Below are 13,643 nucleotides of genomic sequence, written 5' to 3'. Positions count from 1 at the left end.
TTGGTGTCTGTTGCGGCCTCATCGCTGGCAAGCCAGCTCCCACAGGTTTTGTGAACGCCACAGACCCTTGTGGGAGCTGGCTTGCCAGGGATGCTTTTAGCGGCGAAACGCGGAACCCGTGTGTTGCTCGGGCAAGTGCGCCTCGCCGTGAAACAGCTTCTCGCGCAAGCTGCCGCTGTCATACGCGGTCTTGTACGACCCACGCCGCTGCAGCTCCGGAATCACCAAATCAATGAAATCCACGTAGCTTTCCGGCGTGACGATGCGGGTCAGGTTAAAACCGTCCAGACCGGTTTCGGCGATCCACGATTCCAGTTCATCTGCCACTTGCTCAGCCGAGCCGACCACGGTGATGTAGCGGCCACCGAGAGCGTGCTGGTCTAGCAATTTGCGTCGGGTCCAGTCGTTGTTTTGCAGGTTTTTGGTGGCGGACTGTATAGCGTTGTTTTTCACGTACTGGATCGGCTCGTCGATCTGGTACTGGGAAAAGTCGATGCCGGTGGACGCGGAGAAATGCGCCACGCCGGCCTCGGCACTGGCGTAGCCGAGATATTCAGCGTGCTTGGCCCAGGCCGCTTCTTCTGTTGCACCGACGATCACGTTGAGGCCCATGAACACCTTGATGTCCTCGGGATTGCGCCCGGCCTCTGTAGCGCTGGCACGGACCTTGTCGACCTGAACCTTGGTCGACGGTTTGTTCTGGCCGCTGATGAACACGCACTCGGCGTGGCGCCCGGCAAACAGCAAGCCGCGATCAGAACTGCCGGCCTGAAACAGCACCGGCGTGCGCTGCGGCGACGGCTCGCAGAGGTGATAACCCTCGACCTGATAGAACTCGCCTTTGTGCTCGACCTTGTGCACTTTTTCCGGTTGGGCGTAGATACGCTGTTCGCGGTCGTTGAGTACCGCACCGTTTTCCCAGCTGCCTTCCCAGAGTTTGTAGAGCACCTCAAGGTATTCATCGGCCTGGTCGTAGCGCCGGTCATGCTCGACTTGCTCGCTCAGGCCCATGGCTTTGGCGGCGCTGTCGAGGTAACCGGTGACGATGTTCCAGCCCACGCGCCCACGGCTCAGATGATCGAGTGTCGACATGCGCCGGGCGAACAGATACGGCGGTTCGTAGGTGAGGTTGGCAGTCAGGCCGAAACCCAGGTTTTGGGTCACGGCAGCCATCGCCGAAACCAGCAACAACGGATCGTTCACCGGCAACTGGATCGACTCCTTCAACGTGACATCTACCGAGTTCTGATAGACGTCATACACGCCGACGATGTCGGCGATGAACAGCCCGTCGAACAGTCCTCGCTCCAGCAACTGCGCCAATTCGGTCCAGTATTCGATTCTATTGAATTGGGTCGACGTGTCGCGCGGGTGCGTCCACAAGCCATGGTTGATATGCCCGATGCAGTTCATGTTGAACGCGTTGAGCAGGATTTTTTTCTTGCTCATCAGATGGTGCCCCGCAGTGGCGGGTTTTCATCGTTGAGGTAGTAATTGCCCACCGCGTGATACTTCCAGCGCACCGGGTCGTGCAGGGTGTGCACCCGGGCGTTGCGCCAGTGGCGGTCGAGGCCGTGTTCGATCAGCGTGGCCTGGCTGCCGGCCAGTTCGAACAGCGTGCTACCGGCGGCCAGCGAAATTTCAGTACTGATGGCGCGTGCTTCGGCGACGGCAATCGATGCCGCGGCGACGGTGTCCGCGTTGGTTTCGGCCTGCGCGACATCAAGGAATTCGCCGGCGCGCTCAAGCAAAGCCTCGGTCGCGTGCAGGCGAATACTCAAGTGGCCGAAGCTTTTCAGTGTCAGCGGATCTTCGGTGGCAGTGTCATTACCCGAGTCGATCCATGGCCGGGTTTTGCTGCGCACAAAGTGCAGCGCGTCTTCATAAGCGGCGCGGGCGATACCGGTGTCGATGGCGGCGTGAAGGATCTGCGCCAGCGGGCCGACGGTGGTCGGGCGTTCGAAGGCGCTTTGAAACGGCAGCACGTCTTGCGCTGCGACGTACACGTCTTCGAACACCACCGAACCGCTGCCAGTGGTGCGCTGGCCGAAGCCGCTCCAGTCGTCGATCACGATCAGGCCTTGGCTGTCACGCGGGACGAAGGCCAGTTGCTGCACGCCGTTTTCATCGACCACTGAGGTAGGAATGCGCTGCGCGTAAATCGCCCCGGTTGCGTAGAACTTGCGGCCGTTGATGCGATAGCCGTCGCCATCACGCTTGAGACTGGTCACGCGGTCGTGGGCGGTTCTGGTGCCCAGTTCCGCCAGTGCATTGCCAAAGCGCTGGCCGGCCAGCACCTCGGCGTACAACCGTTGTTTCTGCGCGTGGCTGCCGTTTACCCTGAGGACTTCGAGGGCATAGAAATGGTTCTGCGGAATCTGCCCAAGAGAGCCGTCAGCCTGAGCGATCAGGGCGATGACTTTGGCCAGGGTGACGTTGGACACAGCGGCGCCGCCGTATTCCTTGGGGACGGTGATGCCCCACAGGCCGGAGCGGGAAAACACGTCGAGTTCCGGCAGCGGCAGGCGTCGTTCACGGTCGCGCAGGGCGCTGTCGCGTTTGAAATCTTCGGCCAGGTCGCTGGCGACGATCAGGGCTTGCTCATCGCTGGTGATGACCGCGACGGGATGGGAAAAAGTCATGTGCTTCTCCAGAGATCTGGTCAAAAGTGTTCTGGTCAAATCCAGGAATGGCGAGCCGGCAACGTGCCGTTCAGGCGATAGGCGCCGACCGCGTGATATTTCCAGCGCACCGGGTCGTGCAGCGTGTGCACGCGGGCGTTGCGCCAGTGACGGTCGAGGTTGAATTCGGCGAGGGTGGCGCGGCTGCCGGCCAGTTCGAAAAGCTTTTCGCTGGCCAGCAGCGAGATCTCGGTGGTCAGCACTTTGGCTTCAGCCACAGCTATCGAGGCGCGGGCGGCGGACTCGACGGTGACTGGCGCGGCGTGTACCTGATCGAGCACTTGCCCGGCCTTGCGCAGCAGCGCTTCGGCGGCGTGCAGTTCGATTTTCAGCTTGCCGATGTCAGCTATGACATAGAGGTCATCGCTGGCGCGCTCGACCTTGGCGTCAATCCATGGCCGCGCGCGGGTTTTGACAAACTCGATGGCGTCTTCGATGGCACCACGGGCGATGCCGGCGTCGATCGCTGCTTGAATCAGCTGTGACACCGCGCCTTGAATGTTCGGGGTTTCGTTGATCTTCCAGTTGTCGACGACAAGACTCGCTTCGACGCGCACGTTGTTCAGCAGGATCGTGCCGCTGGCGGTGGTGCGCTGACCGAAGCCCGACCAATCATCAACAATGCGCAAACCCGGTGTGCCGCGGCGGACGAAGGCCAGCACTTGCTTGCCGTCGTCGTTGAGCGCTTTCACCGCGACCCAGTGCGCAAACAGCGAGCCGGTGGAATAAAACTTCTGGCCGTTGATCACGTACTCATCGCCGTCAGCGGTGATGCGCGCTTTCAGTTCCAGGGTGTTTTTGGTGCCGCGTTCAGGGCCGGCATTGCCGATGCGCCAGCCTTCCAGAACACTTTGGAACAGCTGCTTTTTCTGCGCTTCGGTGGCGCAGCCCAGCACCAGGTTGATAATGCCGAACTGGTTCTGCGGGATCTGTCCCAGCGCGGGATCGGCGGCGGAAATAATCGCGAACACCTCGGCCAGCGTGACGAACGAAACCTGCGGACCACCGTATTCGCGCGGGATGGCAATGCTGCCCAGACCACTGCGGGTGAACTGTTCGATTTCCGACCACGGCAATTTGCGTTGGCGGTCGCGCTTGGCGGCCTGCACGCGGGCGACTTGCGCCAGCTCAATGGCGGCCTCTAGGGCCTGGGCGTCGTTTTGCAGGACTTGCGCGGGCAACAACAACGGGGCGATGTCCAGATCAGACTGGACGATTGCATCTGCCAGACTGGACATCAGTGCCGCTCCTTGGCTGCACGCAATGCCCTGGCGATCTGCACTGGGGTGATTGTGTTCCGGACCATACGACCTACCTCACATCTCATGAAAACGCCGCACAGTGCAGCGAAAGAAAGAATGTCCGGTGGTCCGGTTCATATACCCTAAACGTGTATAAAAATTAAATAAACTAACTTTTAGGAATATGTATAGAAGGGTTGATGGTCGAGTTGGTCTAGATTTCCAAGGTTGGCAAAACACCTGCGGTGATCTTGAACGATGGTGAGGCGAACGTTCCCTCACCCCTTGGATTCACTGCTAAGGCTTGCGCGTTTCGGCCGCCTTGAGTGCTTGCCTCAAAGGCACCTTCAGATAAGGATTCACACAACCGATCTTCAATGCCCGTGGCGGTGCCCAGCGCGAGTTGTTGCCGACCCGGTCGAGGATGCAGTAGGTCACGTCCAAGCGCATATCCTCGCCGGCTTCGACGATGACCGCCGGCGGCACCCAGACCTGAATCGGCAGCCCGATATCGGCAGCCGTGATCGGCGCGAGATCCATACGAACGTCGCCCCAGCGCAAAGTGATGGCGTCGTCTTCCGCCATGTTCAGGTAGGGCTCTATGGTCAGTGGCACGCCGCGTTTGATCTGATTCGGATTCACCCCCTGACGGCGAATGGCATCGGGAATTATCACCGGCGCCAGTTGCTGGTTTTCGTCACCGCACACGGCGGCTGGCTGGCCGCCAGGACAATCGAGTTTGACCTGCACGCGGGTCGCCGCCGACAGTGCCGCGCCCTGACCGACTTGCATCACCCGGTAGTGGATACGCGCGGTGCCGTTGGCAATGAAACTCTCCGGCACACGCAGGCTGATCGACTCGCCAACGTCCTCGGCGGTCAGCACCTTTGATGCGACGTAGCACTTGTTCCAGAACAGTTCGATCAGGTCGCCGCCGTCCATGTCGGGATAGGGCGAAACGGCGACCAGCAGATGGGCGGCGGCGGTCAGGTTGATGCCGGTTTTTTGCGCTGGCGACAGTGTCGGTGCTGCCAGTTCGGGGGTGTGCGAAGTGCGAGTCATCGATTTCTCTCCTTGAAGCCTTGCAGCGAAGTCCGTTTCTGGAAGAACAAATGGCATGAATCAACTGGCAATAAAGCAATGAACATTTTGTTAAACTTGAAAGTGAGTTGATTGAACTAAGTAGTGCCGGTTGGCGACTAGATAAGAGGGTGCGGGGAGGGGTGTCAATAGTCGGCGGTAGTTAATCTTGGAATTGAGGTTCTATCAGAAGTTTCCTACATTTCTGACGTCGAACTCCTAGGCATAAAAGCGAATCTGACTACCATTCACAGGCTTTTTTAGCCGTTTTGACGCAGAGTTATTCATACTCATGCCAGTGACATTCGATAAGTTTCAGACGAGTTTTATCTGTTGCAGAACATATATACATGTCGTGCGTTGAGTGTGCCTGGCGTGTATATAGTCGGGAGAGGATTGGAGCGGGGTAAAGATAACTTCCATCCATGGAAGTTGGAGAGGGTGCGTTAAACATTCTCAGGCGTGATTCAGGAACTTGCTGAGAAACTGTTGAGTGCGTTCTTCTTTCGGGTTGGCAAACAACGCTTTGGCTTCACCTTGTTCTACGATCACGCCCTTGTCGAAAAACACCACACGGTTGGCCACGTCACGGGCGAAGCCCATTTCGTGGGTGACGATCACCATGGTGCGTTTTTCTTCGGCGAGACCGCGGATGGTCGCCAGCACTTCGCCGACCAGTTCCGGATCGAGGGCCGAAGTCGGCTCGTCGAACAGAATCACTTCCGGCTCCATCGCCAACGCCCGGGCAATCGCCACGCGCTGTTGCTGACCCCCTGAAAGTCGACGCGGATAAGCGTCTTCCTTGCCGGCGAGACCGACTTTGGTCAGTAGCTTCATGCCCAAGGCAACCGCTTGCTCGCGGGGCATCTTCTTGACCACGATCGGCCCTTCGATGACGTTTTCCAAAGCGGTGCGATGGGGGAACAGGTTGAAGTTCTGGAACACGAAGCCCACGTGCTGGCGCAGATTGCGCACCAGACCTTGCTGCTGGTTCAGCGGGCGGCGGGTATCGATTTCGATATCGCCGACCTTGATCCGGCCGCTGGTGGGTTCTTCAAGGAAATTCAGGCAGCGCAGGAACGTCGTCTTGCCCGAGCCGCTAGGGCCGATGATCGCGACAACCTCGCCTTCCTTTACCTCAAGGTCAATGCCGTTGAGCACCACTTGACCCTTGAACTGCTTTGTCAGTTTTTCCACGACAATCATGGGGTCAGGACTCCTGGTCGTGCCGATTGACCCGCTCTTCCAACTTGTTCTGCAAGTGCGACAGCACCGTGGCCAGAATCCAGTAGATCAGCGCGGCGGCAAGATACATGGTGAAGACTTCGAAAGTCCGGGCGGTAATCAGCTGCGCCTGACGGAATAGTTCCGGCACCTGAATGGTTGCGGCCAGTGCAGTGTCCTTGACCAGTGAAATGAAGCTGTTGCCCAGCGGCGGCAATGCCGTGCGCATCGCTTGCGGCAGGATGGCCCGACGCAAGGTTTGCGCGCGGGTCATGCCGATGCTCGCAGCGGCCTCCCACTGGCCGCGTTCGATCGAGCCGATCGCGGAGCGCAGGATTTCACAGGCATAGGCGGCCATGTTCAGCGAAAAGCCGATCAGCGCCGCTGGCAGCGGATCAAGCTCCAGGCCCATTTGCGGCAAGCCGTAATAGATCACGAACAGCTGCACCAGCAACGGCGTGCCGCGAAAGAACGACACGTAGATGCGGGCCAGCCAGCTGACCGACTTGAAGCGCGACAGGCGCATCAACGCCAGGCCAAAGCCCAGCAGCAGGCCGAAGAACATCCCGCCAAGGCTGAGGACAACCGTGTAATACGCGCCCTTGAGCAGAAAGGGCGCGGAATCAAGTGCGAGTTGGAAAGCTTCTTCCATTATTTAGTGACGTCAGCGTTGAAGTATTTCGTGGACAGCTTCTCAAGGGTGCCGTCGGCACGCAGTTCGTCGAGGGCCTTGTTCAGGGCTGCCAGCAATTCAGGCTCGCCTTTGCGCAGGGCTATACCCGATTCCTGACGGGAGAAGGCTTCACCGGCAGCGACGGTTTTCGGGGCTTTCTTGGCGTATTCGAGAGCGGCCAGACGGTCGATCAGGATGGCATCGGTACGGCCGTTGTTCAGATCGGCGAACTTGGTCGGATCATCATCATAGGTACGCACGTCTGCACCCGGCACGTTGGCGCGGACCCACTGCTCGTAGTTGGTGCCCAGACCTACACCGACTTTCTTGCCGGCCAGGTCGGCGGCGGTCTTGATGTTCAGCGCGGATTCCTTGCTCTTCAGCACCAACGCCTGGATACCGGAGACGGTGTACGGTTCGGAGAAGTCGTACTTCTTCTTGCGCTCCTCGGAGATGGTCACCTGATTGACCACGACGTCCAGGCGCTTGGATTCCAGCGCGGCGAGGATGCCATCCCATTTGGTTGGCTGGATCTTGGCTTTGACACCGAGTTTTTGCGCCAGGGCTTCGGAGAGCTCGACTTCGAAACCGGACAGTTTGCCGTCGGCATCGACGAAGCTGAACGGTGGGTAAGTGCCTTCCAGGCCGACGTTGATAACGCCTTTGTCCTTGATCTGTTGCAGCTGCTCACCGGCCACTGCCTGGCCGATCAGACCGGCGCTCAGCGCCAGGCCCAGCGAACCAACCAGCAGATTGCGACGTAGTGCGGAAAAATTCATGACAAGCCCCTGTGTTTTCTTATGGAAGACGCTTAAGGAATGTAGGCAAATGGGTGATTTGAACGACAGCGCTATCCTGCCTTAAAGCAGCTTATGCGTCTCTCGCGAAATTCGCCTGCGGCGAGACTATATGGCTTCTGTCTTAGACTTGAAAATACTAATTATCTAATTTGATATTCGTTTTCAGAATATGTGGCGAATTCGAAAAAATCGCAGCCCTGCTCTTCGCAGGAGCTGCCGAAGGCTGCGATCTTTTGATCTTTCAGTTACAGAAAATCCTTATAGGCAAACAGCGCCGGGGCCCCACCGGTGTGCAGGAAAATAATCGGACCTTGATCGAAGCGCGAACGGCCAATGCCATCGAGCAAACCCGCCATGGCCTTGCCGGTATACACCGGATCCAGCAACAGACCCTCCTGACTCGCCAATAGCTTCACCGCCGCCAGTGTCCCGGCATTCGGTTCGCCGTAGCGCGGGCCGAAGTACTCGTCCCACAACTCGACCTTGAAGCTTGCCGGCAGTTCCACGCCGAGCAGCTCCGCGGTGCGTTCGGCCAGACCCTGTACCTTCGGGCGCTGGTCTTCTTCGCTACGCGAAACGGTTACGCCGATCACCGGCAATTCGGGCAACGCTTCGCTCAGGGCCAGCGCCAGACCGCTGTGCGTGCCGGCACTGCCCGACGCCAATACCACGGCGGCGAAGTCGAGGCCGGTGTCCTTGATCTGCTCGGCCAGCTCCAGGCCCGCACGCACGTAACCCAGCGCTCCGAGCGCATTCGAGCCACCGATCGGCACCAGATACGGCTTCTTGCCGTTGCTGCGCAAACGCGCGGCGAGGGCGGCCAGTTGTTCGTCGGCGTTGTCGAGGTTTTCGACCAACTCGACTTTGGTGTCGAACAGGTCCAGCAGCAGCTGATTGCCGTTGCTGGTGTAGTTACTGTCGTCAGTGCCCAACGGATTTTCCAGCAGCGCGACACAACTCAGGCCCAGTTTGGCGGCCAGTGCTGCGGTCTGGCGAACATGGTTCGATTGCAGCGCGCCTGCGGTGATCAGCGTGTCGGCGCCCTGCGCGAGCGCATCGGCCGCGAGGTATTCGAGTTTGCGTAATTTGTTGCCACCCATGGCCAGCGGCGTCAGGTCATCGCGTTTGATGTAAACGTCGCGGCCGAGCCAAGCAGAGAGGCGCTCCAGTTTTTCCAGCGGGGTGGGTTGGCCGAGCAGGTCGAGACGGTTAAAACGGTCCAGCTGTTGTTTAATCATGAGTCCGTACTGGCGGAGAAAGATGAAAGGACTATAGGCAGTCGATTTTGCAGGGGCAACCGCGAATCGCTTATAGCCAAATGGACTGAGGACAGCACTATCGGTTCTTAATTCGCCCGCGCAGGCATGCCGTAAAGTGGTCGCCGTTGACGCGGCCAGACAGTCCGGCCGCGCGTGAGGAGTCTTTACCGTGAGCGAGCGTTCCAGCCATTGGCAATTGCAGACCATCGTCAGCCAACTGCGCACCGCACGGGATCAGTGGCGCGCACAAAATGGCCGGGCCTCCGGCGAGCAGGGTGGCCGCGAGCTGCCCTCGCGTGCTGCGATGGCGGAGATTCTCGAGACGTTGTGTGGCGCGTTGTTCCCGATGCGCCTGGGGCCGGTCGATCTACGCGAAGAAAGTGAAGATTTTTATGTGGGGCACACCCTCGACGTCGCGTTGAATGCCTTGCTGGCGCAGACGCGACTTGAGCTGCGTTATGTTGCCCGGCACAGCGCGCAGGTCGACACCGAAGTTGATGCCCGGGCGATCCAGATCGTCCAGGATTTCGCCCTTGCCTTGCCGGGGTTGCGCACGCTGCTCGACACCGACGTGCTGGCGGCCTATCACGGCGATCCGGCAGCGCGCAGCGTTGATGAAGTGCTGCTGTGCTACCCGGGGATTCTGGCGGTAATTCACCATCGTCTGGCGCACCATTTGTATCGCGCCGGGTTGCCGTTGCTGGCGCGGATCAGCGCGGAAATCGCTCACTCGGCGACGGGCATCGATATCCACCCGGGCGCGCAGATCGGCCGCAGTTTCTTCATCGACCACGGCACGGGTGTGGTGATCGGCGAGACCGCGATTATTGGTGAGCGGGTGCGGATTTATCAGGCCGTGACGCTGGGCGCCAAACGCTTCCCGGCAGATGAAGACGGGCAGTTGCAGAAGGGCCATCCGCGTCATCCGATTGTTGAAGATGACGTGGTGATTTATGCCGGGGCGACGATTCTTGGACGGATCACCATTGGCAAGGGCTCGACCATTGGCGGCAATGTGTGGCTGACCCGCAGTGTGCCGGCCGGGTGCAATTTGACTCAGGCCAATTTGCAGCATGATGACGGGACGCAGAAGTAGGCTTTTTGCGACCTTGAAATCCAGGCCCCTCACCCCAGCCCTCTCGCGGGGGAGACGGGGCCGACCAAGTCGATTATGGATTTGAAAACGCAACGTCATCTGCCGATTACGGGTTCGAGGCAACTGTGTCTGCCGACTCCGGATTCGGTACAGCAGGATCAAGTCGGTGTAGCTCTCAAACATTCCCCAATCAGTCCCCTCTCCCTCTGGGAGAGGGTTAGGGTGAGGGGCTGTTGAACGAACTACCCCAAACCAACGTCATACGCGTCCTTGGGCTACTGTAGGAAAGCTACCGCCTAGCCCTGCGATTAGTCCTAACCACCCCATTCATGTTTAACTTGAACGTTCATTCAAGTTAAACCGGTGGTTCGCTGCCCGCTCACAACAGGAGGCTTGCCTTTGCTGAGTCCGATCATTTCAGCCACGTTTCAACCCCTCGAGGTGCATGTTTCATGAGTGCATCGTCTACCCCCGCCAGCGGTCTGGTGCGGATGAATCCGCCGGTGTTCTACTTCGCCGCGACGTTTATTCTGCTGTTTGGTCTCGTTGTCATCGCCATGCCGCAACAAGCCGGTGCCTGGCTGCTTGAAGCGCAAAACTGGGCGGCCAACACGGTCGGCTGGTATTACATGCTCGCGATGACGCTGTATCTGGTCTTCGTGGTGGTCACCGCGTTATCCGGCTACGGCAAGATAAAACTCGGTGCCGACCACGACGAACCCGAATTCAGTTATCTGTCCTGGGCCGGCATGCTGTTCGCCGCCGGGATCAGCATTACGCTGTTCTTTTTCTGCGTTTCAGAGCCGCTGACGCACATGCTGCAGCCGCCACAAGGCGAGGCCGGCACCGCGGACGCGGCGCGTCAGGCCATGCAGGTGCTGTTTCTGCACTGGGGCCTGCATGGCTGGGGCGTTTTTGCCTTCGTCGGTATGGCCCTGGCGTACTTCGCCTATCGGCATAACCTGCCGCTGGCCCTGCGTTCGGCGCTGTATCCACTGATCGGCAAACGCATCAACGGCCCGATTGGTTACGCGGTGGATGGCTTCGGCATCATCGCCACGGTGTTCGGTCTCGGCGCCGACATGGGCTTCGGTGTGCTGCACCTCAACTCGGGTCTCGACTACCTGTTCGGCATTGCCCACACCCAGTGGATTCAGGTCGGCCTGATTACGCTGATGATGGGCGCGGCGATCCTCGTCGCCGTGGCCGGGGTCGATAAAGGCGTGCGGGTGATGTCCGACATCAACATGCTGCTGGCGTGTGCGCTGCTGCTGTTCGTGCTGTTTGCCGGCCCGACTCAGCACCTGCTCAACACTTTGATCCAGAACATCGGCGACTACCTCGGCGCTTTGCCGATGAAGAGTTTCGATCTCTACGCCTATGACAAACCGAGCGACTGGCTCGGCGGCTGGACAGTGTTCTACTGGGCCTGGTGGATTGCATGGTCGCCGTTCGTGGGCCTGTTCATTGCGCGGATTTCCCGTGGCCGCACCATCCGTGAATTCGTTTTCGGCGTGCTGTTGATTCCGCTCGGTTTCACCTTGGCGTGGATGTCGATCTTCGGCAACAGCGCCATCGATCAGGTGCTCAATCACGGAATGTCGGCGATGGGCATGTCGGCGATCGAGAATCCGTCGATGACCCTCTACCTGCTGCTGGAAACCTACCCGTGGAGCAAAACTGTCATCGCCGTGACGGTGTTTATCAGCTTCGTATTCTTCGTCACCTCGGCTGACTCCGGCACGGTGGTGCTCTCGACCCTGTCCGCCAAGGGCGGCAACCCTGACGAAGACGGGCCTAAATGGCTGCGGGTGTTCTGGGGCGCGATGACAGCGTTGATCACCAGTGCGCTGCTGTTCTCCGGCAGCATTGATGCATTGAAGTCGGCCGTGGTGCTGACCTCGTTGCCGTTCTCGCTGATTCTGCTGTTGATGATGTGGGGTCTGCACAAGGCGTTCTATCTCGAATCGCAGAAGCAGATCGCGCAACTTCATTCGCTGGCGCCGGTGTCCGGTGCACGGCGTGGGACGGGCGGTTGGCGACAGCGTTTGAGCCAGGCCGTGCATTTCCCGTCGCGTGATGAGGTGTACCGCTTCATGGACACCACGGTGCGCCCGGCGATCGAAGAAGTGACGGCGGTGTTCGTCGAGAAAGGCTTGAATGTGGTCACTCAGCCCGATCCTGCGCATGACAACGTCAGCCTGGAAATCGGCCATGGCGAGCAGCATCCGTTCATCTATCAGGTGCAGATGCGTGGCTACTTCACGCCGTCGTTCGCACGTGGCGGCATGGGTTCCAAACAGCTCAATAATCGCCGTTACTACCGCGCTGAAGTGCACCTGAGCGAGGGCAGTCAGGATTACGATCTGGTCGGCTACACCAAGGAACAGATCATCAACGACATCCTCGACCAGTACGAACGCCACATGCAGTTCCTGCACCTGGTACGTTGATCATGAGCTGGGCGCCAGGTCTGCTGAGGACTTGGCGCTCAGCTCGCGAAGCAGTCGACACCTGTTCCAAGACAAACAAGAGAGGATTCGATGACTTACACCGCTGCCGAAAATCGCTACGACTCCATTCCGTACCGCCGCGTCGGCCGCAGCGGTCTGGTGCTGCCGGCGCTGTCGCTGGGCCTGTGGCACAACTTTGGCGACAGCACGCCGATCGACACCCAGCGCGCCTTGCTGCGCACCGCGTTCGACCTGGGGATCAACCACTTCGACCTGGCCAACAACTACGGCCCGCCGTACGGCAGCGCCGAGATCAACTTCGGTCGCCTGCTGCGCGAAGACTTCAAGCAGTATCGCGATGAGCTGATCATCTCCAGCAAGGCCGGTTGGGACATGTGGCCCGGCCCTTACGGGCAGGGCGGCGGTTCGCGCAAATACGTGCTGGCGAGCCTCGATCAGAGCCTGCAACGCCTCGGTCTGGACTATGTGGATATCTTCTATTCGCATCGCTTCGACCCGGACACCCCGCTGGAAGAAACCGCCAGCGCCCTCGCCACTGCAGTGCAACAGGGCAAGGCGTTGTACATCGGCATCTCATCGTATTCGGGCGTGAAAACCCGCGAGATGGCAGCGCTGCTCCAAGAGTGGAAAGTGCCGCTGCTGATTCATCAGCCGGCGTACAACCTGCTCAATCGCTGGGTGGAAAAAGACCTGCTCGACACCACCGACGAACTCGGCACCGGGGTCATCGCCTTCACGCCGTTGGCGCAAGGTCTGCTGACCGACAAATACCTCAACGGCGTGCCGGCAGATGCCCGGGTCAATCGTCCGGGCGGTGGTTCGCTGCAGGCTGCGCACTTGTCCGAGGCCAACATCGCCCACGTGCGCGCGCTGAACGAGATTGCCAAGCGTCGCGGCCAGAGCCTGGCGCAACTGGCGCTGGCCTGGACCCTGCGTGATCCACGGGTGACCTCGGCACTGATCGGCGCGAGCCGGCCGGAGCAGATTATCGAGAACGTCGGGGCATTGAAGAATTTGAGTTTCAGTGCTGAGGAATTGGCGGAAATCGACCGGTTTGCCCAAGAGGGCGGGATCAATCTTTGGGAGAAGCCTTCGACGGCGGAGTGATGAAGATT

At 59.4% G+C, this 13,643-nt stretch carries 11 protein-coding genes; 3 read left to right on the top strand and 8 right to left on the bottom strand.

The window, feature by feature from the left end; all coding sequences use genetic code 11:
• Window positions 1-96: 96 nt before the first annotated feature.
• The 8 genes from AB4P91_RS04155 to AB4P91_RS04120 form a co-directional block, all read right to left on the bottom strand.
• On the bottom strand, window positions 97-1,449 hold the full coding sequence (locus tag AB4P91_RS04155) for an LLM class flavin-dependent oxidoreductase (protein WP_395604368.1): 1,353 nt from the start codon (window positions 1,447-1,449) through the stop codon (window positions 97-99).
• Window positions 1,449-2,642: an SfnB family sulfur acquisition oxidoreductase gene (locus AB4P91_RS04150; RefSeq protein WP_395604367.1), complete on the bottom strand. Its 1,194-nt coding sequence runs from the start codon at window positions 2,640-2,642 to the stop codon at window positions 1,449-1,451. The genes AB4P91_RS04155 and AB4P91_RS04150 overlap by 1 nt, the downstream gene beginning before the upstream one ends.
• 35 nt (window positions 2,643-2,677) lie before the next feature.
• The gene (locus AB4P91_RS04145) at window positions 2,678-3,919 is read right to left on the bottom strand and encodes an SfnB family sulfur acquisition oxidoreductase (protein WP_395604366.1); all 1,242 of its coding nucleotides are present in this window, start codon (window positions 3,917-3,919) and stop codon (window positions 2,678-2,680) included.
• Window positions 3,920-4,219: 300 nt separating this feature from the next.
• Window positions 4,220-4,984 carry a hypothetical protein gene (locus tag AB4P91_RS04140; protein ID WP_150596766.1) on the bottom strand — a complete coding sequence of 255 codons (765 nt, stop codon included), beginning with the start codon at window positions 4,982-4,984 and terminating at the stop codon, window positions 4,220-4,222.
• 474 nt (window positions 4,985-5,458) lie between these two features.
• Window positions 5,459-6,208 carry an L-cystine ABC transporter ATP-binding protein TcyN gene (tcyN, locus tag AB4P91_RS04135; RefSeq protein ID WP_150593822.1) on the bottom strand — a complete coding sequence of 250 codons (750 nt, stop codon included), beginning with the start codon at window positions 6,206-6,208 and terminating at the stop codon, window positions 5,459-5,461.
• 4 nt (window positions 6,209-6,212) lie between these two features.
• A complete protein-coding gene (gene tcyL, locus AB4P91_RS04130; RefSeq protein ID WP_042557122.1) occupies window positions 6,213-6,878 on the bottom strand; it encodes a cystine ABC transporter permease in 666 nt (221 codons plus the stop codon).
• The gene (gene tcyJ, locus AB4P91_RS04125) at window positions 6,878-7,678 is read right to left on the bottom strand and encodes a cystine ABC transporter substrate-binding protein (RefSeq protein WP_150596767.1); all 801 of its coding nucleotides are present in this window, start codon (window positions 7,676-7,678) and stop codon (window positions 6,878-6,880) included. The genes tcyL and tcyJ overlap by 1 nt, the downstream gene beginning before the upstream one ends.
• Before the next feature lie 266 nt (window positions 7,679-7,944).
• Entirely contained in the window at window positions 7,945-8,937 is a 993-nt protein-coding gene (locus AB4P91_RS04120; RefSeq protein ID WP_395604365.1) for a D-cysteine desulfhydrase, read from the bottom strand.
• Between the two features lie 190 nt (window positions 8,938-9,127).
• Between AB4P91_RS04120 and epsC the strand changes: the two genes are divergently transcribed.
• The 3 genes from epsC (at window position 9,128) to mgrA (ending at window position 13,635) form a co-directional block, all read left to right on the top strand.
• On the top strand, window positions 9,128-10,054 hold the full coding sequence (gene epsC, locus AB4P91_RS04115) for a serine O-acetyltransferase EpsC (protein ID WP_395604364.1): 927 nt from the start codon (window positions 9,128-9,130) through the stop codon (window positions 10,052-10,054).
• A gap of 491 nt (window positions 10,055-10,545) precedes the next feature.
• Window positions 10,546-12,507, top strand: coding sequence for a choline transporter BetT (betT, locus tag AB4P91_RS04110; RefSeq protein ID WP_191624045.1), 1,962 nt, complete (start codon window positions 10,546-10,548; stop codon window positions 12,505-12,507).
• A gap of 90 nt (window positions 12,508-12,597) precedes the next feature.
• Entirely contained in the window at window positions 12,598-13,635 is a 1,038-nt protein-coding gene (mgrA, locus tag AB4P91_RS04105; protein ID WP_150596768.1) for an L-glyceraldehyde 3-phosphate reductase, read from the top strand.
• Window positions 13,636-13,643 lie beyond the last annotated feature (8 nt).

The sequence above is a fragment of the Pseudomonas sp. B21128 genome (assembly GCF_044218865.1).
GTDB classification, from domain to species: domain Bacteria; phylum Pseudomonadota; class Gammaproteobacteria; order Pseudomonadales; family Pseudomonadaceae; genus Aquipseudomonas; species Aquipseudomonas iridis.
This window is presented reverse-complemented; position numbering and strand designations above follow the sequence as displayed.